Here is a 23035-nt window from a genome sequence, read left to right on the forward strand (position 1 = left end):
TTGATTTTTTGACTTATCCAGAAAGACTGAGGGAAAGGCCCTGTGAAGTCTTGGCAACCTATACAACCTGAAGGTAAAAGGTGCTAATTCCTTTCCATATGATGGAGAAGATAAGTTGTTCATTGCTTAATAACAGCAATTTCATTTTATCCCTTCCCTTAAACTTCTGCATAAGCTTTTTAAAAAAAGTATCATGAACAAAATGATTGATTATTTGTACAGCAAATAGAATTAAATTTAAATGAAACTGCCGAAAGCAGCCTGAAGACAAAAGACAACAAAATCAAAATGAAAACAAAAATTACTAAATTGAGAACGGGCAATTCTTCATTTCCAGCAGCCCCCTGTCATTACCAGCGCTATTCCATGTATATGTGTTGTGACTAGCGCGACCTCTGAAACGATAAATTAACAAATTTTTCATCCTCATCCGGTCAGCTCCGGTCTCAGTGCTATACGGCAAGGTTTATCTCTGCAATATCACCCCGAAATCAGGCGACAGGATTATACCATTTGATCATATGTTCAAACTTTACAAGCTTGTAATAGGGATAATTATATCCTTATTTACGCTACAGTCCGCAACTGCGCAGTCTGTGAAAATATCCGGTGTAATTACCGACAAAGCCTCCGGGCAACCCGTTCCGGGGGTAAGCGTTTCCGTTAAAGGCAGCGGCAACGGTACGCAAAGTAATTCCGACGGTAAGTTCAGCCTCAACGCAAAACCCGGCGACATACTCAGTGTGGCCTCTATCGGATATACCAGCCGTGAGTTTCCGGTCAGCAGTGAAAACCCGGTCCTCAATATTGTACTGGAAGAATCCCAGAATGCACTCAGCGAGGTAGTTGTGACGGCACTCAATATCCCCAAGGAAAAGAAATCTCTCGGATATGCCGTCCAGGAGCTGAAATCAAAAGATATTTCTGAGGCTAAGGAGGCAAATCTGGTGAATGCCTTCGCCGGTAAGATCGCCGGTGTACAGGTAACCAACAGCCAGGGAGATATGGGATCTTCAAGGATCATCATCCGCGGTGAGACTTCCATCTCCGGAAACAACCAGCCACTGTTTGTCATTGACGGTGTTCCTGTAGATAATACACAGACTTTGGGCAACACGGCAATATCGGCTACTGCCGGTTCAAGGGATTATGCCAACCCTATTTCTGATATCAACTCCGAAGACATTGAATCCATTAGTGTATTGAAAGGGCCAAATGCCGCAGCATTGTATGGTTCACGCGCCGCAGCGGGTGTGGTACTGGTCACCACCAAAAAAGGTAAGGGCTCAAAAGGCCTGGGCATCAGCATCAATTCAAACACCTCTTTTTCCAGCCTGCTGGTCCTGCCGGATTATCAGAATTCATACGGACAGGGAGCCAACGGACAGTTCAGCTATAAAGATGGTGCAGGCGGCGGTTTAAATGACGGGGTTGATGAAAGCTGGGGACCACGCCTCGATGGAAGGCTCATCCCGCAGTTTAACTCAAATGGCGTAGCGGTTCCTTTTATTGCACATCCTGACAATGTGCGCAGTTTTTTTAACACCGGCCGCACACTGAACAACGGGATCTCCTTCTCAGGCACAGGAGAGAAGTTTGACTACCGCCTTTCTTACAATAATTTCGATCAGACCGGTGTCATTCCTAATTCCTCACAATCAAAAAACTCCTTCCTTTTCAACTCCAGTTATAAGATCACTCCTAAATTAACTTTAAACACCTATGCAAATTATGTGAACAGCAGTGCTGATAATTTGCCGGGCTCAGGAGGTAAAAGGGCTACCAGTACCATGCTGCAATTTACGTGGTTCGGCCGCCAGGTAGACGTAGAACAGCTGAAAAACTACAAAGATGCCAATGGAAACAACATCAACTGGAACAACAGCTATTACAGTAACCCCTATTTTATAGCTTATGAAAACACCGTAGGCCAGGTCCGCAACCGCCTGATCGGGAATGTGGAATTAAACTATAAGATCATTGACGGCCTTTCGGCCAACTTCAGGACGGGCAACGATAACTATACCGACCGCAGAAAGACAAAGATCGCCTATGGAACCAACGGAACTCCTTTTGGCTCTTATGAGGAAGACGCCTATACTTTCAATGAAAATAATACTGAAGCAAGACTGGATTACACAAAGAAACTAAGCAAGGATTTTAGTCTCGATGTATTGCTCGGCGGAAACATACGTACTTCAACCCTGGAAAACAATGACCAGCTGGCTTCCAAACTTGCGGTAGCCGGTCTGTACACGCTCAGCAATTCCAGAGACCCGCTGATCTCTTATAATTACTATACCAAACAAAAAGTATACAGTGCTTTCAGTTCGGCACAACTGGGCTTCAGAAATTATGCGTACTTAAACCTTACGGCCAGAAATGACTGGTCCTCTACCCTGCCGGTAGAAAACCGCTCTTATTTCTATCCTTCCCTGAACGGAAGTTTTATCCTTACCGAAGCATTTGATATTAAAAGCGATGTGCTGACCTATGCAAAACTTCGCGGAGGCTGGTCTAAGGTAGGTAAAGACGCTTCTCCATACCAGCTGATCAATACCAACGGTTTTCTTGCGCCTTTTGACGGCAACCCGCAGCAGTACGCCAATGCGATAGACCTGAACCCGGACCTGAAACCAGAGACCACCAAATCTACAGAGGCAGGTTTTGAACTGGGCTTTCTTCAGAACAGGATCAGGTTTGACGCCAGTGTTTACAATACCAATAGTATCAACCAGATCTTAAGCCTGGACGTAAGTACCTCCACAGGATTCAGCCAGAAACTGGTAAATGGGGGTACCATCAACAACAAAGGAGTGGAACTGCAACTTGGCTTAACACCAATTAAGACCAAAAACTTCAGTTGGGATATCAACACGAACTTCTCCTCAAACAAGAGCAGGGTGAAATCCCTGTACGGAGACATACAGAGTTATGTGCTTGGCACAGATGGCACAGTACAGATCCTGGCCGCCATCGGGCAGCCCTACGGTTCAATCTTCGGAACGGCATACGAAAGGAACGCCGCCGGCGATATTATTGTGAATGCCGACGGAACGCCTGCCATCAGCGCTTCAAAGAAAATCCTGGGCAAGTACACACCAGATTGGTTGGGCGGCATTACCAACAGCTTTATCTATAAAAGGATCAACTTAAGTGTACTGGTAGATGCACATGTAGGCGGCAAGATCTATTCGGGCACCAATGCCACAGGAACCTATACCGGTGTACTGGCCTCAACACTTCTCGGCCGCGGTACGGAGAACGGGGGACTGAGCTATTATTACCCCGGAAATGACAACACCGGAAAAGCTGTACAGATCACAGCGGGCAGTGCGGCACCAGGCGGTGCAACGGTTTATGATGATGGGCTGGTATTTAAAGGAGTACTGGCGGACGGCACAGCAAACTCAACCATTATCCCTGCTATGCAATATTATAAAGCGACAACAAATGCCGACGAGACAGCCGTATACAGTGCTACATATGTGAAATTAAGAGAAGTAAAACTGGGCTACACTTTACCGCAGCAGTGGATAAAATCTATCGGGCTGCAAAGTGCAACAATCTCCGTTGTAGGGCGTAACCTGCTGATCATCCATAAAGAGGTTCCCAATATAGACCCTGAAACGGCCTTTAATGCTGGTAACGGCCAGGGACTGGAAGATCTTACCCTTCCGGGAGTACGCAACATCGGGTTCAACCTTAATCTTAAATTTTAATCATCATGAAGATCAGATATATAAACATATTGATAGCAGGAGCACTATTACTGACCGCTGTTTCCTGCAAGAAAGCACTGGATGAGAGCAACGTCAACCCGAATGCGTCCGAAACCGCGCAGACAGACTACCTTCTGACTGCAGCCATAAAAGCAACATCAGACACCTACTGGGGCACTACAAACAACCTGGGCTCAAGCCTCCTGTTTGTACAGCACTGGGCAAAAATACAATACACAGATCCCGACCGGTATATCTTTACCAATGCGAGTTTCCAGGAGCTCTGGTCCATTGATTATGCCAAAGGCATAATTAACCTGAACCAGATCATCAAACAGGCAGATGCCGCCTCTACCCCAAATTATAAAGGTGTAGCATTGGTTTTACGGTCCTGGCTCTTCACGCAACTAACAGACGTTTATGGAGATATCCCCTACTCACAGGCGGGGAACATTGATCAGTACCTGCTGCCAAAATATGATAACCAACGCGATGTATACCTCGGCATACTCACAGATCTGAAAACTGCACAGGATGCACTGGACCCGAACGGAAAAGCAATTGCCGGCGATATTCTTTACGGCAATTCGATCGCCTTATGGAAAAAGTTTGCCAATTCCCTGCGTTTGAGGATTGCCCTGCGCATTGCTGACCGTGAACCGGAACTGGCCAGGCAGACCATTGCAGCCATACAAACCGAAGGCGGCTCCTATATCAGTGCCAATAGCGAAACGGCACAGCTGAACTATAAAGCTTCGCCCAATCAAAACCCGATCAGCAACCTGTTTGATACCCGGCCTGACGAATACCGTGTGAGCAAAACCATTATCGACCAGCTTACTGCATTAAATGATCCGCGTTTAGCTGTATACGCGCAGAAATCAGTTGCCACGCAGCTTTATGTAGGTGCACCAAACGGATTAAGTGCAAACCTTCCCGGCAAAGACCAGGTGTCTAAAATAGGAAGTTACTTTATTGCACCAACTGCCCCTGCAGTGATCATCAGCTATGCGGAAGTATTATTTGACCGGGCGGAGGCCGCAGCAAGAGGCTTTACAGGAGAAGATCCCGCTGCACTTTACAATCAGGCAGTAGAAGCCTCTCTGTTACAGTATGGCATATCGACTTCCGATATTGCAGCTTATAAGGCTACACCAGCAGTTCAGTACGATGCCGCAAACTTTAAGAAATCCATAGGTAACCAAAAATGGATCGCCCTTTTTGGTCAGGGACTCGAAGCCTTTACCGAATGGAGAAGGCTCGATTATCCGGTACTTGCACCTGCTGTTGCCGGTGCACTGAACAGACAGATTCCGGTAAGGTTCATCTACCCGGGAACGGAGCAATCCCTGAACCCTGATGGTTATAAAGCGGCCGTAACACACCAGGGAGCAGATGCCCTGACAACTAAACTATGGTTTGATGTAAATTAGGAGTGTAAAGCACCCTTTATCAGATAAGCTCAATAAAAGGAACCTTTCTTTCGATGCTGCCTACCGCTAAAGCGCGCCAGAAGGTATCGAAAGAGAGGTCCCTTTGTTTATTAGTTGCCCAGCAGGGCTTTGGCTTTCCCAACTACGTTTTCGATGGTAAACCCGAAAACTTTATACAGTTCTTCTGCAGGAGCAGATTCGCCAAAAGTAGTCATGGCAATAATGTCGCCCTCATCAGTAACATATTTATGCCATCCGAGCGGAGAGCCTGTTTCCACTGCCAGACGTTTTTTAATGGCTTTCGGAAATACCTGCTCTTTATACGCAGCATCCTGTTTTTCAAAAAGCTCCCATGAAGGCATACTCACCACACGTGCAGCTATTCCTTCTTCTTTCAGTTTAGCCTGTGCATCCATGATCAGGGCTACTTCAGAACCAGTGGCGATCAGGATCAGGTCGGGCTGTCCTTCAGCGTCAGACAGGATATAGGCACCTTTCTCCAGTCCTTCTGCTTTACCATATTTATCCTGGTCGAGCACCGGCAAACCTTGTCTGGTAAATACAAGCACTACCGGCCCGTCCTGGTGTTCCAGTGCAACGCGCCATGCCTGTGCAGTTTCATTGGCATCTGCAGGGCGGATCACTGTGATATTAGGTATCGAACGAAGCGATATCAGCTGTTCTACCGGCTGGTGAGTTGTTCCATCTTCGCCCAGGCCTATACTATCATGTGTGTACACAAAAATAGGCCGGATCTTCATAATGGCAGCAAGTCTGATTGGTGGGCGCATATATTCAGAGAACATCAGGAATGTTGCGCCAAACGGAATAACACCCTTAGTTAAAGCCATTCCTACCAGTGCAGCACCCATCGCATGTTCACGGATACCAAAGTGGAAATTACGTCCAGCCCTGTTTTCAGATGTAAATGAATCATACTCCTTTAAGTTTGTTTCTGTAGATGGTGCAAGATCCGCAGCACCGCCGATCAGTGCCGGTATACCTGCAGCAATTGCATTTAAAACTTTTCCTGATGCCTGACGGGTAGCCATTTTATCTTTTGAAGCTGCAAAAACAGGCAGTGAATCTTTCCAGTTTTCCGGCAATTCGCCGCTTTGTGCCCTATCATATTCGGCCGCAAGTTCAGGGAACTTCTCTTTATACTGCGCATAAAGCTCATCCCATTTCTGGTTTGCTTCTGTTCCTTTTTTACCCGCAGCCTGGTAATACTCATCAACTTCAGCAGGCACATAGAAAGATTTTTCAGGATCGAAGCCAAAAAATTCCTTCACCAGTTTAATCTCATCAGCACCCAATGGCGAACCGTGTGACCCTGCTGTGTTTACCTTGTTCGGACTGCCATAAGCAATCTGCGTACGCACTTTGATCAGTGAAGGCTTCTGGGTTTCTGCTTTTGCGTTACGTACCGCGTTAATGATCGCATTCAGGTCATTCCCATCGTTTACCACCTGAACATGCCAGTTGTAAGCTTCAAAGCGTTTGGCTACATCTTCATTAAAGGCGATATCTGTGCTGCCTTCAATCGAGATATGGTTATCGTCATACAGATAGATGAGGTTACCCAGTTCAAGGTGACCGGCTAAAGAAGCCGCCTCAGAAGTTACGCCTTCCATCATATCACCGTCACTGCAGATGGCATAGATCTTATAGTCAAAGAGGTCGAATCCAGGTTTGTTATATCTTGCTGCCAGGTGTTTTTGCGCAATAGCAAAACCTACCCCATTGGCAAAACCCTGTCCAAGAGGGCCCGTAGTTACGTCTACCCCATCAATCAGTCCATACTCAGGGTGGCCTGCAGTTTTACTGTTTAGCTGACGGAAATTTTTCAGATCATCTATGGTTACATTAAATCCCGTTAAATGCAATAAGCTGTACTGTAACATACAGCCATGTCCGGCAGATAAGATAAACCTGTCCCTGTTTGCCCATTGAGGGTTTTTAGGGTTAAATTTCATATAATGAGAATACAGCACATGTCCCATAGGGGCCGCGCCCATCGGCATTCCGGGGTGCCCGGAATTTGCCTTTTGTACAGCGTCAATTGATAAGGTCCTTACCGTATTTATTGCTAATTCTTCAATGTTATGAGTTGAATCCATTTTAAAATATTTATTGTACTTAAATAATACTACCGGGCAGGATTTGTTTGATAAATTCTATTTTTTGACAGAAAATTTATAAACAGTAATCGTGTGATACGTAGCTCCGGGTTTCAATACTGTGGATGGAAAGGAGGGTTGATTAGGAGAATCAGGGAAGTGTTGTGTCTCCAGACAGAAAGCGGAACGGTAACCATATGTTGCGCCGGCTTTACCATTGTTGATGTCGTTGGTTAAGAAGTTACCGCTATAAAACTGTATTCCCGGCTCCTCGGTAAGTACTTCCATCACAATACCTGTTTTACTGCTGCTCACAGTAGCAGCTTTACGCAGGCCTGTGCCCTTTCTCAATACCCAGTTATGGTCATATCCTTTTCCGTTTTTCAACTGCGCATTTTCATCATTGATATTGGCACCAATCAGTTTGGCCTTTGTGAAATCAAATGGTGTGCCCGCTACTTTTTCAATTTTCCCGGTTGGGATCAGCGTGGTATCTACCGGTGTATATCCATCAGCTTCCAGTGTAAGCATATGGTCTGTAATGGTTTTGTCGCCGGCACCATTCAGGTTGAAATAAGCATGGTTGGTTAAGTTAACCACTGTAGTTTTATCTGTTGTTGCACTATAGCTGATTTTCAGGGAATGATCGTCTTCCAAAGAATATGTCACCTTTACATTTAAGTTTCCCGGATAACCTGCTTCAGCATCTTTGGCAAGATAGCTGAGTTCCAGGGTATGGTCGTCAATCTGCTTAGCGTCCCATACTTTCTTGTAGAAGCCATTGAACCCGCCATGCAATGTGTTCTGACCATTATTTATTTCCAGCTGATACGATTTACCATCCACTGAAAATTTGCCCTTTGCAATTCTGTTCCCGTAACGGCCAACTACTGCACCAAAGTAATTTTCACTTTTTCCCTGGTATGGTTTCAAACTGTCATGTCCCAGGATCACATCTACGGGCTGATCTTTATTGTCTTTAACCAGCAATGAAACTAACCTCGCGCCAAAATTGGTGATGGAGGCCTGATCTCCACTTTGATTTTTCAATGTGTATAAATGCACCTTCTTATTGTCCACCTGACCTTCAAAGGCTGCAGAATCGGGGATTTTGAGACCGGCGGTACTCGTTCCTACTGAATCTGCAGCAGCAGTGTTTTTTGTTGAAGAAGAATTGCAGCTTGCCAATCCTCCCGAAATCAGGAGTAATGCAAAAAGTAAATTTTGATTCGTTTTCATCTCTTTTTTTATGGTTTATATATAGTTTATGGCAAAATAGGTAAATTATATTAACTGTCAAAACAACAATTAATATAATTTTTTTTAAGTTTGTAGTTATAAATCTTTTATTCAATATTAGCCAATATCTTATCTAAAATACGTTTAATGACGAACAATACAACAGAAACAAAAATGCTGCTTGCGGTGGATTGTATTATTTTTGGATTTGATGGAGAAAACTTAAAGATTCTACTGATCAAAAGGGGCTTTGAGCCCGAAAAAGACAAGTGGAGCCTGATGGGTGGTTTTATTAAAGCCAATGAAAGTCTTGATGAAGCTGCGAACAAGATCCTTCTTCAGCTGACTGGTCTGAATGGCGTATATCTTGAGCAGCTGTATGCTTTTGGTGATCCGGCAAGAGATCCTGATGAACGTATCGTTTCTGTTGCTTATTTCGCGCTGATAGATATTCATAAATATGAAACCCAGCTGAGCGACAGGTACCACGCGGAATGGTTTCTGGTGAACGAAATGCCCGGCCTTGTATTTGACCACGGGCAAATGGTGGAAATTGCAAAACAAAAGATAAGATATAAAGCTGCATTACATCCGCTCTTATTTGAGCTCCTGCCAAGAAAATTTACTATTCCGCAGCTGCAAAGCCTCTATGAAGGCGTTTACAACACTAAAATTGATAACCGGAATTTTATCAGGAAGCTCACCTCAACAGGGCTGCTGATCAAACTTGAAGAAAAAGATAAATCGAACTCTAAAAAAGGAGCATTTTATTTTAAGCTGGACAAGAAAAAATATAAGGCCAAATTCCAGGCTTTCCTGAATTTTATTCCTAACCCGGAAAATCTGATCAGCTGATGCAGGCTTGCCGCCGTTAAGCATTTTTTTCTAAACGGCCCCGGAGCCGGAAAACTTTTTGACTTTTTCAGAAGAGCTCAGTTTTACAGCCAGACAATGAACAGGCTGCATCTTACCTCTGGCCTGGTTTGAAGTGTATTTACCACATGTTTAAATGATATTTTCCTCGGGTTTGGAACGACTTTGATTCGAGTTTCAAACGGGTATGGAACGACAATTTGCCGTTCCATACCCGTTTGAAACCCGGGATAATTTTGTATTAAACTCATTTTATATACAATGAAAACCTTATGTAATCTTTTTAAATTTATCTTTTATATAACTTTTCAGGAACCTTATCTCACAAAATATTATCTATATCAGAAGTAATAAAACATAAGATATATCTTTAAAAGGCACAGTTTTAAAGTATCCCGATTTCATTATAGTGTATATATCCTATAATGAAATAACAGTCTCCGCCCGGAAAATTTCATTAAACCAGATCAAATACCTGTTAATTTAACAGCATGAATTAACGCTGTCCGTATTAAATTTTCTAAAAAATTTCATTTAGTAAATAAATAAACGTTAATTAGACATTTATTTATTTTATGAAACCAAATATATACGTTATTGGAGTAGATTACGGTTCAGACTCAGTTCGTTCCGTACTTGTGAACGCCGAAAATGGTGAAGAGATCTCCTCTTCGGTCTTTAATTACCCAAGATGGCAGAAGGGGTTATTTTGTGATCCTGCGATTAATCAGTTCAGGCAGCATCCGCTCGATTATACTGAAGGGCTGGAACATACGATTAAGGACTGTTTAATAAAAGCAGGCGGAAAAATAGCTGCCGATGCAGTGAAGGCAATTGCAGTAGACACCACAGGTTCAACCCCTGTTGCGGTGAATGAAGCCGGAGTACCATTGGCTTTAACCCCTGGATTTGAAGAGAACCCGCATGCGATGTTTGTGCTCTGGAAGGATCATACCGCAGTAAAAGAAGCGGCACAGATCAATGAACATGCACTGAAATATGAGATCAACTACCTCGATTATGAAGGCGGTATCTATTCCTCAGAATGGTTTTGGGCAAAACTGCTGCGCACGTTAAGAACAGATGAAAAGGTAAGAAACGCATGTTACTCCTGGGTAGAGCATTGCGATTGGATCCCCTTCCTGCTCACCGGTGGTAGTGATATTAAAGAAATGAAAAGGAGCCGCTGCGCTGCCGGACATAAGGCATTGTGGGCAGAAGAATTTAACGGCCTTCCTCCTAATGAATTCTTTACTGAATTAGACCCGCTCCTGGATGGTTATACTTCCCGCTTATTCAAAGAAACTTATACTTCTGATGAACCTGCAGGTTTCTTAAACAAGGAGTGGGCAGACAAACTGGGACTAAGGACTTCAGTGGTGGTTGGTGTGGGCGCATTTGATGCGCATATGGGAGCGGTTGGCGGACAAATTGAACCTTATCACCTGAGTAAAGTGATGGGAACATCTACCTGTGATATCCTGGTTGCTCCAAGTGCAGACATGGAAGGTAAGCTCATTAAAGGGATATGCGGACAGGTAAACGGATCTGTGATTCCCGGAATGATGGGCCTCGAAGCAGGACAGTCCGCCTTCGGCGATACCTATGCCTGGTTTAAAAACATCCTCGGCTGGCCGCTCAAAAACCTGCTTCATCAATCTGCCGTAATTGATGAAGCCACAGCAGATGCCCTGCTGGAAGAGATGCTGGACAAGATCATCCCTGAACTGAGCAGACAGGCAGCCCTGTTACCAAAAAATGACGACGATGAACTTGGGATCGACTGGTTTAACGGCCGGAGAACACCTGATGCCAACCAGGAACTAAAGGGCGCCCTCAGCAACCTTGACCTGGGTACAGATGCACCCCGCCTGTTCAGGGCACTGGCCGAAGCGACCTGTTTTGGCGCCAAGAATATAGTAGACCGCTTTATCTCAGAAGGCATTCCTGTAAAAGGGATCATCGGTATAGGTGGTGTGGCAAAAAAATCTCCCTATATCATGCAAATGATGGCCGATGTACTGAATATGCCCATCCGCATACACCAGTTTGAACATACCTGCGCTTTAGGTGCAGCCATGTTCGCCGCTGTAGTTGGAGGGATTTACCCGACAGTGGAAGAGGCCATGAAAAGAATGGGCAGCGGATTCGATTCGGAGTATTTCCCCGATGAAAAAAACGTGGCTTATTATGCCAGCCGTTATCCGCACTACAAATCCCTGGGGAACTATATTGAACAAAGTCCAAATCACGAATAACCATAATCAAAGATGACAAACTATCAGGAGATCCGGGAAAAAGCATACGCCGCAAACATGCAGCTCCCTAAACTGGGCCTTGTGCTTTTTACATTTGGAAATGCAAGTGCGGCCGACCGGGAAAAGAAGGTTTTTGCGATTAAACCAAGCGGGGTCCCTTATGAAGCCCTCTCAGCCGAAAACATGGTCATCGTAGATTTCGATGGCAATACTGTGGAAGGTGACCTCAGGCCTTCATCAGACACTAAAACACATGCCGTGCTTTACAAACACTGGGAAAACATAGGCGGTATAGTACATACACATTCAACCTACGGAACAGCATGGGCACAATCACTCCGGCCGGTTCCTGTTTACGGAACCACACACGCAGATCACACCACGGCAGCCATCCCCTGCGCCCCTCCCATGAGCGACGACAAGATCAAAGGTAACTATGAGTATGAAACCGGATTTCAGATCATTGACCACCTGAAAGAACAGGGATTAAGTTATACCGATGTAGAGATGATCCTTGTAGGTAACCATGCCCCCTTTACCTGGGGTAAAACTGCGGAAAAAGCCGTTTACAATAGTGCTGTGGTAGAAGAGCTGGCAAAAATGGCATTCCTGACAGAACAGATCAGGGCTGACGTACGCCCGATGAAAGATGCCTTAATTCAGAAACATTACGAGAGGAAACACGGTGTGGATTCCTATTACGGTCAATAAATAAGAACTATGATAACCAACCTAAAACAATTAGAAACCTGGTTCATTACCGGAAGCCAGCATTTATACGGCGAGGAAACATTAAGACAGGTAGCAGAACATTCGCAGCAGATTGCAAGATCACTGAATGACTCCCCTCAGATTCCCGTAAAAATCGTTTTTAAACCTACGGTGAAAACACCCGAAGAGATCTACGCGGTCTGCCAGGAAGCAAACAATGCGGAAAACTGCATAGGTATTATTGCCTGGATGCACACTTTTTCTCCGGCAAAAATGTGGATCGGCGGATTAAAGATCCTGCAAAAACCATTACTCCATTTACATACGCAATTCAACCGTGATATTCCATGGACTACCATGGATATGGATTTCATGAACCTGAACCAAAGTGCACATGGCGACCGTGAGTTTGGCTTCATCGTTTCAAGAATGCGCATCAACCGTAAAGTTGTTGCCGGGCACTGGGAAGATCCAGAAGTACGTGAAAGCGTCAACACATGGCTGAGGGCCGCAGCCGGCTGGTTCGACATGCAGGGCGCCAAATATGCCCGTTTTGGAGACAATATGCGCTACGTTGCCGTAACTGAGGGAGATAAGGTTGAAGCAGAAATAAAATTCGGCTTTTCTGTAAACACCTACGGTGTGGGAGACCTCGTAGCGGTGATCAACCAAACGGCAGATGCCGATATCGATCAGCTGGTAAAAGAATATGCAGACAGTTATGTGATGGCAGAAACTTTACTTAAAGGCGGCACGCAGCACGCCTCGTTAAGAGAAGCAGCCAGGATTGAGATTGGTCTTCGCAACTTCCTGGAAGACGGTAATTTCAAAGGTTTTTCAGATACTTTTGAAGACCTGCATGGCATAAGCCAGCTTCCTGGTATTGCAATACAGCGGTTAATGAGTGATGGTTATGGTTTTGCAGGTGAGGGCGACTGGAAAACGGCTGTCCTGGTGAGGACAATGAAAGTGATGGGCAGCGGCCTTGAAGGTGCCAATGCCTTTATGGAAGATTATACCTACCATTTTGAACCTAAAAACTCATTTGTTCTGGGTTCACATATGCTGGAAGTTGATGCAGCACTGGCTAAAGGGCCTGTCAAATGCGAAATACACCCTCTTGGAATCGGCGGTAAAGCAGATCCTGTCAGGCTGATCTTTGATGCAGCGAACGGACCGGCCTTAAACGCTTCGATCATAGATATGGGCAACAGGTTCCGTATGCTGGTGAATTTGGTGGATGGTGTTGAAGAAAAGCATGAACTGCCTAAACTACCTGTTGCACGCATATTGTGGAAACCACAGCCGGATATGAAAACAGGTTGTGCAGCATGGATTTATGCAGGCGGAGCCCATCATACCTGCTATAGCCAAAATTTAACAGCAGAACATCTGATAGATTTTGCAGATATCGCGGGGATTGAGTATGTTGGCATCGATAATAATACTACACTAAACCAATTGCGTAATGAGCTAAAGTGGAATGAGGTATATTATCAGTTAAATAAACATTAACCTCATAAAAATTTCTAACCAAATAAAATTATGACCAATAGCTTATCGACTATCGATTATGTAGTATTCATCATTTACTTTCTGGTTGTTTCCCTGTATGGATACTCCATATACCATAAGCGACAGAGAAATGAACACGATGCAAAAGCATTCTTCCTTGCGGAAGGCACCTTAACATGGTGGGCCATCGGCGCATCCCTCATTGCATCCAATATCTCTGCAGAACAGTTTATCGGTATGAGCGGGGAAGGCTTCTTTCTCGGAGTTGCCGTAGCTGCATATGAATGGATCGCAGCCATCGCACTGATCATTGTGGCCGTGTGGTTTATTCCGGTATACCTGAAGAATAAGATCTACACCATGCCCCAGTTCCTGAAAACCAGGTACAATGAGTCGGTAGCCCTGATTATGGCAATCTTCTGGTTATTTCTCTATGTTTTTGTGAACCTTACTTCCATCCTTTATCTGGGTGCGGTGGCAATTAACGGTTTGACAGGCGGAGAATACCTGCATGCGATCATGATCGGCCTTGCTGTTTTCGCCCTCTTCATTTCCCTGGGCGGGATGAAGGTAGTGGCTTATACCGACGTGATACAGGTGGCGGTACTGATCTTTGGAGGACTGGTAACCACTTATATCGCACTGACCGTTGTGGGCGAGAAGTTTGGTGTGGGCAGCAATGCAATTGCTGGTTTTAAAGTGCTGATGGACCAGGCTCCCGAACATTTCAAGATGATCATCCCTAAACCTACGGCTGCCTCTACACAGAATGAGATCAGCAAATACCTCACCTTTCCCGGTCTGGCATCGTATGTTGCCGGGATCTGGATCATCAACCTCAATTACTGGGGCTGTAACCAGTATATCACACAAAGGGCTTTGGGTGCCGATCTGCATACAGCAAGAACAGGTATCCTGTTTGCCGGACTGTTAAAATTAATGATGCCACTGATTGTGATGCTGCCGGGTATCGCTGCATATGTGCTATACACCGGAGGATACCTGCCGCAGCTGATCGGAGGAAAAGACGGGGCATATTCTGCCGTACTTACCTTCCTCCCAACCGGGTTAAAAGGTTTATCTGTGGCGGCGCTTACCGCTGCAATCGTAGCCTCACTGGCGGGTAAGGTAAACAGTATCTCCACAATCTTCACGCTGGATGTATATTCCAAATACTTCAAAAAAGATTCAGATCAGCAAAGCCTTGTGTTTGTAGGCAGGGTAACGGTGGTGATCGGATTGATCCTTGCCGTGCTGTTTACCTGGAATGACCTGCTGGGCATCGGCGGAGTGGGAGGTTTCACCTACATCCAGAAATATACCGGTTTTATCAGCCCGGGCGTATTCGCTATGTTTTTCTTAGGGATGTTCTGGAAAAGGACTACCGGCGCAGCCGCTATTGCAGGCGTACTGGCCGGATTCCTGTTCTCTGTTTTCTTTAATGAATTTGCCCCTGCTGTCATGGGACATGATACCCTTCTTTATACCGCCTTTCCAAATGGCAGCGGAGGTTATGAAATTCCGTTCCACATCTGTATGGGCCTTTCGTTTGGCTTTACCATGGTCATTATGATTGCGATGAGTTTAGCTGGTCCTAAAGTCAACCCTAAAGCTTTTGAACTGGATAAAAGCATGTTTAATGTGAAGCCTTCAACAATGGCACTGATCATTCTAACACTGCTGATCATCACTGCGCTGTATGTGAAGTTCTGGTAGTTAATAGTCAGCAGATAATAAATTTTTAAATTTTTAACCAACATAACCTGCAACAGAGAGGCAAAGGCCAGTCGATAAAAGGCGGCCTTTGCCTACAGGCTTATGAACTTTTTAATTTGGTTAGAAAAGGTAATGTTAAATAATTGACACAGGCACAAGTTAATATAATTTCTTTCGAAAGAAAACACATCGCGAAAATATTATCAATAAGATAATAATTATTTTAAAACGGATCAATATTGCTCTTTGTAACTTCTTGGGCATTTGCCGGTGATAGACTTAAAAACCCTGTTAAAGTTCGTGATACTGTTAAAACCACAACTATAGGCCACTGCAGCAATACCATTGTGAGATCCGCTCATCAGTAATTTACAGGCTTCATTGATCCGTACTTTGTTTAAAAAGCTAACCAGCGTATAACGGGTATGTTTTTTGAAATACCTGCAGAAGGCATGCGGGGTCATATAGGCCTGCCCTGCCACTTCTTCAAGCGTAATGGGCTTATTGTAGTTCTGGATAATATAATTGTAGATCGACGCCACACGCATCCCTTCATTATCATTGATGGCGCGGGGAAAGGAATTGAGTGTTAACGATTCCAGATCTTTAACACTGCTTAGTGTTTTGAGCAGGTGAAGGAACTGCATCAGCTGGTCTATGCCCTCTGCATTCAGCAAACCCTGCAGCCTGTCCGAAATGTCGGGGATAAGCTGCTTCGGAACTTTAAAGCCACCCTCATAATCCTGCAGGAAAGCCCGGATAATTTTCATTTCAGGCAGATCGAATAATGCCGATAGTTTGTCGTAGGGATTAAAAAATACCGTAATCGTACGGATCCTCTTTTGACTGTCAGCATTGAAATAGTCGGCATCGCTTTTAAAAACATGAGGCATGTTGGCACCAAAAAGGTAGATGTCACCGGCACGGAAAAGATGCATATTCATTCCGGCAACCAATGTGCCTTCACCTTCCTGAATCCAGGTCAGCTGTATTTCCTTATGGCGGTGCAGGTAGGTATAGAAATATGGCATCTCCTCAGTTTGAACGATGATCGTTCTGTCATGAGAGACTGGTATGGTAAACGGCAATACCTTCATCTACTAAACATACAAAAAAGTATAACAAAGATCAAGTTAATTATCAATATGACGTTTATTATCCTGATGTATAAATATCCCGAAAGATACATTCACAACAGATAGCCTGTACACTGATCAGATTTGCAGACAAAAAAAAGGGGGATGCACTGTTCAGTACATCCCCCGCTCAAATCATATATTTTTTATTCTTCAGCAGTTTCCGGAGCCTTGGCAAGGGGAGCCTCGGGATCCAGCTCTACACAGCCTTCTTTGTCCTTTCTTGCAAATAAAATCGGGTATAGAAATAAGAACGCACCCAGCATCAGGAATAATCCGGATGCTTCAAGAATGTACTTACTCCAGCTAATATCATTTGCATCCATGATCAAATAGGCAATCAGGGCAAGAATACCAAGAATTATGGCGATCACTGCTTTTTGGAGTTTCATTGCTTTTATCATGATCTTAAGATTACAACAGTTATTTTTTCTTCTGTAAATATAATCAACAAAAACCAAACCAATTTAAGTTTTTGAAGATCAATGTATTTCCTTACACTTCTACTATTTTTCATTCTAATTCCGTAACTTTGCGTCCTTATTTTTTTAAGATACTGGATTGATGTATAGGGAATTTAAACAATTAGAGCTACCTAAAATAGGTAAAGAGATACTGGAGTTTTGGAAGGCAGAGAATATATTTGAAAAAAGTATTTCTACCAGGCCAAAATCTAACCCATTTACTTTTTACGAAGGCCCGCCTTCTGCTAATGGAATGCCTGGTATTCACCACGTAATGGCCCGGGCAATAAAAGATATTTTTTGCAGGTACAAAACGCTTAAAGGTTTTCAGGTAAAACGCAAGGGAGGATGGGATACACACGGCCTGCCTATTGAGCTCGCTGTTGAAAAAAAACTGGGTATCACTAAAATAGACATCGGGGTTAAGATCTCTGTGGAAGACTATAATGCCGCATGCCGCGAGGAAGTGATGCGTTATACCGATATCTGGAATGACCTTACAGAAAAAATGGGCTATTGGGTTGACCTTGAAAAACCCTACATTACTTACGAAAACGAATATATTGAATCTCTTTGGTGGATCTTAAAAACTTTCTACGATAAGGGCCTTTTATACAAAGGATATACCGTACAGCCCTACTCTCCTGCCGCAGGAACCGGTCTGAGCTCCCATGAGCTGAACCAGCCCGGTACTTATAAGATGCTGAAGGATACCTCTATTACTGCACAGTTCTTCCTGAAAAAAGATCAGCAGCACCCCCTGATGCCAGTGCTTTTTGAAAATGACACGGAAGAAACAGCGATCATTGCCTGGACTACCACTCCATGGACTTTGCCTTCAAACGGTGCACTGGCAGTAGGCGAAAAAATTAGTTATGTAAAGGTGAAGACCTTTAACCCTTACACCTTTTTACCCGTAAGTGTGGTACTGGCAAAGGACCTGATCGCTAAACATTTTAAAAAGGAAGCTGAAAACCTTTCTTTTGAAGATTTTAAAGATACCGACAAACTGATTCCATGGGCCGTTGCCGCTGAGTTTACAGGTAAAGACCTGGTAGGCCTGCGTTACCAGCAGTTAATGCCATACGTAACGAATGAAGAACTGGCAGAAAAGGCTTTTCGTGTAATTCCGGCCGACTATGTCACCACTGAAGACGGAACAGGAATCGTACACATCGCTGCAGTTTTCGGAGCAGACGATTTCCGGGTATCAAAAGAAAGCGGGGTACCGGCCGTAATGGTGAAAGATGACCAGGGCAACGATCTTCCTCTTGTCAATAAACAGGGGAAATTTGTGGATGAAGTGACAGATTTCGCCGGCCGCTACGTGAAAGAAGAATATTACAGTGATGAGGAACGCAAAGCTGCCGACTTCAGACCTACTGACGTACTGATAGCCATAAAGCTGAAAGAAGACAACAAGGCATTCGATGTAAAGAAATATGAACACAGTTATCCGCACTGCTGGAGAACTGACAAACCCGTATTGTACTACCCTCTGGACAGCTGGTTCATCAAAACAACAGCCGTTAAAGAAAAAATGGTGGAGCTGAACAAGACCATCAACTGGAAACCTGAAGCTACAGGAACCGGCCGTTTTGGAAACTGGCTGGAAAACCTGGTGGACTGGAACTTATCCCGTTCCCGCTACTGGGGCACACCATTACCGATCTGGAGAACCGCAGATGGTACTGAAGAAAAATGTATCGGCTCCATCGCTGAACTGAATGCAGAGATCAAAAAATCTGTTGAGGCCGGTTTTATGGAAGCTTCTTTTGAACTGAAAGATATGCACCGCCCCTATGTGGATGATGTGATCTTAACTTCTTCAAACGGGGAAAGAATGATCCGTGAGGCAGATATGATTGACGTTTGGTTTGACAGCGGCGCGATGCCTTATGCACAATGGCACTTCCCTTTTGAAAATAAAGAAGAATTTGAAAATGCGTATCCCGCAGATTTTATTGCAGAAGGTGTGGATCAGACCCGCGGATGGTTCTTCACTTTACACGCAATAGCTGTAATGCTGAGCGAAACCAGCGACGAGATCAAAGCTATCAATGAACGCGTAGGCAATAAAGGAATCGCTTATAAAAATGTGGTGTCCAACGGACTGGTGCTGGACAAAAACGGCAACAAGATGTCTAAGCGTTTAGGCAATGGTGTTGACCCTTTCCATACCATAGATACTTACAGTGCTGATGCCACAAGATGGTATATGATCAGCAATGCTTCACCATGGGATAACCTTAAATTTAACATGGACGGCCTGGACGAGGTAAGACGAAAGTTTTTTGGGACGCTGTACAATACGTATGCTTTTTTTGCCCTGTATGCAAATATCGATAAGTTTGAGATCGACGAGAATAACGAAACGCCGGTTACTGAGCGTACCGAGCTTGACCGATGGATACTGTCCCTGCTGCAAACCCTGATCAATGAGGTGGATGAAAGTTACAATACCTATGAACCGACCAAAGCGGCGAGAGCGATTCAGTCTTTTGTAGACGAGCATCTAAGCAACTGGTATATCCGCTTATCCCGCCGTCGTTTCTGGAAAGGTGAAATGACAGCTGATAAAAGATCAGCCTATGAAACTTTGTATACCTGTCTGATCAGCGTATCACAGCTGATGTCTCCGATAGCACCATTTTTTGCAGACTGGCTGTACCAGAACCTGACGGTAAACAAACCCGCAAAGGCTGAACAATCGATACATTTAACGCTATGGAACGAGGGCGATACCTCGCTGATAGATACTGAGCTGAATGAACGTATGCACCTTGCCCAGGATATCTCCTCCATGGTGCTGTCACTGAGAAAAAAATCGGGCATTAATGTCCGCCAGCCGCTGGCGAAGATACTGATCCCGGTACTGGATAAATCTTTTAAAGGAAGAGTGGAATTAGTTAAAGAAATTATTCTCTCTGAAACCAACATCAGGAATATTGAGTATATTACAGACACTGCAGGGTTTATCACAAAAAAGATAAAACCTAACTTTAAAGCACTCGGGCCAAAGGTTGGTAAAGACATGAAGGCCGTTGCAGAACTGATCAGTGGAATGAGCCAGGAAGACCTGAGCAGATTCGAAACCGAGGGCAATTACCCGGTACCCGGTACTGCATACACGATCCTGCTCGAAGATGTTGACATCATGGCTGAAGATATTCCCGGATGGCAGGTAACAAGCCTCGGCAACCTCACCGTTGCCCTTGACGTCACTATCACCGCCGAACTGAAAGAGGAAGGCCTCTCAAGGGAACTGATCAACAGGATCCAGAACCTGAGGAAGGAATTAAACTTTGAGGTAACTGACCGTATAGCGGTTAATTTACAAAACGATAACCTGATCAGGGCTGCAGTAGAAAATAATAAAGCCTACATTTGCGCAGAAATTTTGGCTGATGATCTTACCCTTGTAGACGGTTTGGAATTAGGAAACAAAATAGTGATTGATGATGTTGAACTACAAATTTTGATTGCAAAACAACAATAAATTATGGAAAACCCCACAAAAACACGTTATTCAGATAACGAGCTTCAAGAATTTAAAGTGCTGATCCAGGACAAGCTTCGTATGGCCAGAGAGGAATTTCTTGATTTAACAAATTCATTAAGCAGTCCAAATTCAAATGGAACCGAAGATACTTCAGGAACATATAAAACACTGGAAGACGGTTCTGCGACAATGGAAAAGGAGCAATTGAATCAACTTGCTGCCCGCCAGAAGAAATTTATTGACAACTTAGAAGCTGCATTGGTACGCATCGAAAATAAAACTTATGGTATTTGCCGTGAAACAGGTAAACTGATCCAGAAAGAACGTCTTCGTGCAGTTCCCCACGCTACTTTAAGTATGGAAGCAAAACTGAAGCAGGCATAATGAAAGGTTATACTAAACCATTGCTGGTGATATTCCTTGTACTGCTTGCAGATCAGGCGCTGAAAACATGGATCAAAACCAACATGTACGTTGGCCAGGAATTTAAGATCATTGGCAACTGGTTCATTATACATTTCACTGAAAATAATGGAATGGCTTTCGGGATGGAGTTTGGAGGGGAGTTTGGAAAACTTGCCCTGTCACTATTCAGGATCGGAGCAGTAGCCGGGATCGGTTACGGCCTGTATTACCTGATCAGGCACAAATACCACCGGGGGCTCATACTTAATGTGGCACTGATCTTTTCAGGTGCCTTAGGTAATATCATCGATTCAGTGATCTATGGAAAAATATATGACTATGCTCCCCTGTTTCATGGAAGAGTGGTGGATATGTTTTATTTCCCGCTGTTAGAAGGTATTTTCCCAAACTGGGTGCCGATATGGGGCGGAGAGGATTACGTCTTCTTCAGGCCTGTGTTTAATGTTGCAGATGCTGCCATATCTGTAGGCGTGATCGCCATCCTGATCTTCCAGAAAAGCTACTTTAAAGAAGACGTTAAAGAGGAGATTGGCCCAAATAATGAAATGGTAGAAGATTAACAGCACTCCAAAGAAATTAAGCGCCTGCATTTTTTGCAGGCGTTTTTTTTTATTTATGTATTTATTTTCGCCTTAATATGGAAACGGTATGGTTTTTACATCTATTCTGTAATACACACAAATAAAAATTTATTTATGAAAAATTTATTAGCCCTCGCCTTCGTTGCCTTATTTAGTATAAGTGCCATGGCCCAACAAGCAGACCTGCGTAAAAAGATCAGCGTTAGCGGAACCGCAGAAACAGAAGTGACACCTGATATTATCTATATCAGCATTTCATTAAAGGAATACCTGAAAGATGGCAACAGTAAGAAGAAAGTTGAGATCAATGAACTGGAAACACAATTGTACAATGCTATACAAAGCGCAGGAATTTCTAAGGAAAACTTAACGATCAGCAACCTGTCAGGCTATAACACCGCAACTGAAAAAAAGAAGAACCCGGATTTCCTGGTGAGTAAACAGTACCGCCTGAAAGTTACTGACCTGAATAAATGGAACGCTATCATAGGTGCCGTTGATGCTAAAGGTGTAGCCTATACCAATATCGACAGTTATGACTATTCAAAGATCGAGACCTTAAAAAAGGAACTCAAGATCAAAGCCCTGCAGGCTGCCAAAGCAAAGGCAACTTACCTGGTTGAAGCACTCGGTAACCAGCTGGGCAGTGTAATAGACATCCAGGAAATCAATAATGAGACTTTCCCGCAGCCTGTTTACCGTACCAACATGATGATGGTAAGAAGTGCCGCTGCTGATACAGCTGCGCCTTCAGCGGAGATTGATTTCAAACAAATAAAACTGAGTTACGTCATGAATACAGTGTTTGAAATCAAATAGCGACCACTAGAGTAGACATCTTCAGGAGACATTTATTATTACAAAAAGATAATATAGCCCGTTTTTGTCTCCAAACGGTACATTAATCGGTCAAAAAAAGCCTGCCAATCCTTTTGGTAGGTTTTTTGTTATTTGGATAAGTATCACAAGACCTTTTAAAAATCAAAATCAAAAAGTTATGAAAAAACTAATTTACTCTTTCGCCTTAATCTTCATGTTGGGTATCAGCATGAACACTGTATCTGCGGCAACAACTAAAGACAAAGTTGAAATGACTGTTGAGCAAAAAGCTCAGTTAGAAAAAATTACTAACCGTGTTGAAGAAATTAAAGCAATGGACAAATCTAATTTGTCAAGAGCTGAGAGAAAAGAATTGCGCAAAGAATTGAAAGAAATGAAAAAAGAAGCCCGCGCAATGGGTGGAGGTATCTATCTTTCTGTTGGTGCTATCATTATCATCATCTTATTACTAATCCTGATCTTGTAATTTAAAGATCATCTAAATAAAAAAAGCTTCCTC

General features: G+C 43.9%; 16 protein-coding genes and 1 riboswitch. Of the genes, 12 read left to right on the top strand and 4 right to left on the bottom strand.

Annotated features, from left to right (window positions below; genetic code table 11):
- The first annotated feature begins 10 nt into the window (after positions 1–10).
- Positions 11–117, top strand: a riboswitch (SAM riboswitch).
- A gap of 404 nt (positions 118–521) precedes the next feature.
- A complete protein-coding gene (locus BLW16_RS04500) occupies positions 522–3722 on the top strand; it encodes a SusC/RagA family TonB-linked outer membrane protein (RefSeq protein ID WP_090555376.1) in 3201 nt (1066 codons plus the stop codon).
- 5 nt (positions 3723–3727) lie between these two features.
- On the top strand, positions 3728–5155 hold the full coding sequence (locus tag BLW16_RS04505; protein WP_090555377.1) for a SusD/RagB family nutrient-binding outer membrane lipoprotein: 1428 nt from the start codon (positions 3728–3730) through the stop codon (positions 5153–5155).
- A gap of 110 nt (positions 5156–5265) precedes the next feature.
- On the opposite strand, the gene tkt is transcribed toward BLW16_RS04505, so the two are convergent.
- The gene (gene tkt / locus BLW16_RS04510) at positions 5266–7275 is read right to left on the bottom strand and encodes a transketolase (protein ID WP_090555378.1); all 2010 of its coding nucleotides are present in this window, start codon (positions 7273–7275) and stop codon (positions 5266–5268) included.
- 57 nt (positions 7276–7332) lie between these two features.
- The gene (locus BLW16_RS04515; protein WP_090555379.1) at positions 7333–8514 is read right to left on the bottom strand and encodes an aldose epimerase family protein; all 1182 of its coding nucleotides are present in this window, start codon (positions 8512–8514) and stop codon (positions 7333–7335) included.
- A 147-nt stretch (positions 8515–8661) separates the two neighbouring features.
- Between BLW16_RS04515 and BLW16_RS04520 the strand changes: the two genes are divergently transcribed.
- The 5 genes from BLW16_RS04520 (at position 8662) to BLW16_RS04540 (ending at position 15587) form a co-directional block, all read left to right on the top strand.
- Positions 8662–9369 carry an NUDIX hydrolase gene (locus BLW16_RS04520; RefSeq protein WP_090555380.1) on the top strand — a complete coding sequence of 236 codons (708 nt, stop codon included), beginning with the start codon at positions 8662–8664 and terminating at the stop codon, positions 9367–9369.
- Positions 9370–9962: 593 nt separating this feature from the next.
- Complete coding sequence (locus BLW16_RS04525; protein ID WP_090555381.1) at positions 9963–11645, top strand: ribulokinase; 1683 nt, start codon at positions 9963–9965, stop codon at positions 11643–11645.
- A 12-nt stretch (positions 11646–11657) separates the two neighbouring features.
- On the top strand, positions 11658–12356 hold the full coding sequence (locus BLW16_RS04530) for an L-ribulose-5-phosphate 4-epimerase (protein ID WP_090555382.1): 699 nt from the start codon (positions 11658–11660) through the stop codon (positions 12354–12356).
- A gap of 9 nt (positions 12357–12365) precedes the next feature.
- Positions 12366–13871 (top strand): L-arabinose isomerase, encoded by a 1506-nt coding sequence (gene araA, locus BLW16_RS04535; RefSeq protein WP_317039934.1) that lies wholly within the window; start codon positions 12366–12368, stop codon positions 13869–13871.
- Between the two features lie 30 nt (positions 13872–13901).
- Entirely contained in the window at positions 13902–15587 is a 1686-nt protein-coding gene (locus tag BLW16_RS04540) for a sodium:solute symporter family transporter (protein ID WP_090555383.1), read from the top strand.
- A gap of 233 nt (positions 15588–15820) precedes the next feature.
- Here the strand turns inward: BLW16_RS04540 and BLW16_RS04545 are convergent, their stop codons facing one another.
- Positions 15821–16684, bottom strand: coding sequence for an AraC family transcriptional regulator (locus BLW16_RS04545; RefSeq protein ID WP_090555384.1), 864 nt, complete (start codon positions 16682–16684; stop codon positions 15821–15823).
- 185 nt (positions 16685–16869) lie between these two features.
- Positions 16870–17115, bottom strand: a complete 246-nt coding sequence (locus BLW16_RS04550; RefSeq protein ID WP_245735122.1) for an isoleucyl-tRNA synthetase — start codon at positions 17113–17115, stop codon at positions 16870–16872.
- Between the two features lie 172 nt (positions 17116–17287).
- Here BLW16_RS04550 and ileS point away from each other — a divergent pair, with 172 nt between their 5' ends.
- The 5 genes from ileS to BLW16_RS04575 all read left to right on the top strand — a co-directional run bounded on the left by ileS (position 17288) and on the right by BLW16_RS04575 (position 23002).
- Complete coding sequence (gene ileS / locus BLW16_RS04555; RefSeq protein WP_090555386.1) at positions 17288–20686, top strand: isoleucine--tRNA ligase; 3399 nt, start codon at positions 17288–17290, stop codon at positions 20684–20686.
- 3 nt (positions 20687–20689) lie between these two features.
- The gene (locus tag BLW16_RS04560; protein ID WP_175470477.1) at positions 20690–21073 is read left to right on the top strand and encodes a TraR/DksA family transcriptional regulator; all 384 of its coding nucleotides are present in this window, start codon (positions 20690–20692) and stop codon (positions 21071–21073) included.
- Positions 21073–21675, top strand: coding sequence for a lipoprotein signal peptidase (locus BLW16_RS04565; RefSeq protein WP_090555388.1), 603 nt, complete (start codon positions 21073–21075; stop codon positions 21673–21675). Before BLW16_RS04560 ends, BLW16_RS04565 begins: the two co-directional genes overlap by 1 nt.
- 135 nt (positions 21676–21810) lie before the next feature.
- Entirely contained in the window at positions 21811–22515 is a 705-nt protein-coding gene (locus tag BLW16_RS04570) for an SIMPL domain-containing protein (protein ID WP_090555664.1), read from the top strand.
- A 64-nt stretch (positions 22516–22579) separates the two neighbouring features.
- Positions 22580–23002 carry an OmpH/Skp family outer membrane protein gene (locus tag BLW16_RS04575; RefSeq protein WP_245735123.1) on the top strand — a complete coding sequence of 141 codons (423 nt, stop codon included), beginning with the start codon at positions 22580–22582 and terminating at the stop codon, positions 23000–23002.
- Positions 23003–23035 lie beyond the last annotated feature (33 nt).

Origin of the sequence: Pedobacter hartonius (genome assembly GCF_900107535.1) — a bacterium.
GTDB classification, from domain to species: Bacteria; Bacteroidota; Bacteroidia; order Sphingobacteriales; family Sphingobacteriaceae; genus Pedobacter; species Pedobacter hartonius.

Coding starts and splice junctions, on each gene's coding strand:
- BLW16_RS04500 (WP_090555376.1), top strand. CDS start 522: ATGTTCAAACTTTACAAGCTTGTAATAGGGATAATTATATCCTTATTT.
- BLW16_RS04505 (WP_090555377.1), top strand. CDS start 3,728: ATGAAGATCAGATATATAAACATATTGATAGCAGGAGCACTATTACTG.
- tkt (WP_090555378.1), bottom strand. CDS start 7,275: ATGGATTCAACTCATAACATTGAAGAATTAGCAATAAATACGGTAAGG.
- BLW16_RS04515 (WP_090555379.1), bottom strand. CDS start 8,514: ATGAAAACGAATCAAAATTTACTTTTTGCATTACTCCTGATTTCGGGA.
- BLW16_RS04520 (WP_090555380.1), top strand. CDS start 8,662: ATGACGAACAATACAACAGAAACAAAAATGCTGCTTGCGGTGGATTGT.
- BLW16_RS04525 (WP_090555381.1), top strand. CDS start 9,963: ATGAAACCAAATATATACGTTATTGGAGTAGATTACGGTTCAGACTCA.
- BLW16_RS04530 (WP_090555382.1), top strand. CDS start 11,658: ATGACAAACTATCAGGAGATCCGGGAAAAAGCATACGCCGCAAACATG.
- araA (WP_317039934.1), top strand. CDS start 12,366: ATGATAACCAACCTAAAACAATTAGAAACCTGGTTCATTACCGGAAGC.
- BLW16_RS04540 (WP_090555383.1), top strand. CDS start 13,902: ATGACCAATAGCTTATCGACTATCGATTATGTAGTATTCATCATTTAC.
- BLW16_RS04545 (WP_090555384.1), bottom strand. CDS start 16,684: ATGAAGGTATTGCCGTTTACCATACCAGTCTCTCATGACAGAACGATC.
- BLW16_RS04550 (WP_245735122.1), bottom strand. CDS start 17,115: ATGAAACTCCAAAAAGCAGTGATCGCCATAATTCTTGGTATTCTTGCC.
- ileS (WP_090555386.1), top strand. CDS start 17,288: ATGTATAGGGAATTTAAACAATTAGAGCTACCTAAAATAGGTAAAGAG.
- BLW16_RS04560 (WP_175470477.1), top strand. CDS start 20,690: ATGGAAAACCCCACAAAAACACGTTATTCAGATAACGAGCTTCAAGAA.
- BLW16_RS04565 (WP_090555388.1), top strand. CDS start 21,073: ATGAAAGGTTATACTAAACCATTGCTGGTGATATTCCTTGTACTGCTT.
- BLW16_RS04570 (WP_090555664.1), top strand. CDS start 21,811: ATGAAAAATTTATTAGCCCTCGCCTTCGTTGCCTTATTTAGTATAAGT.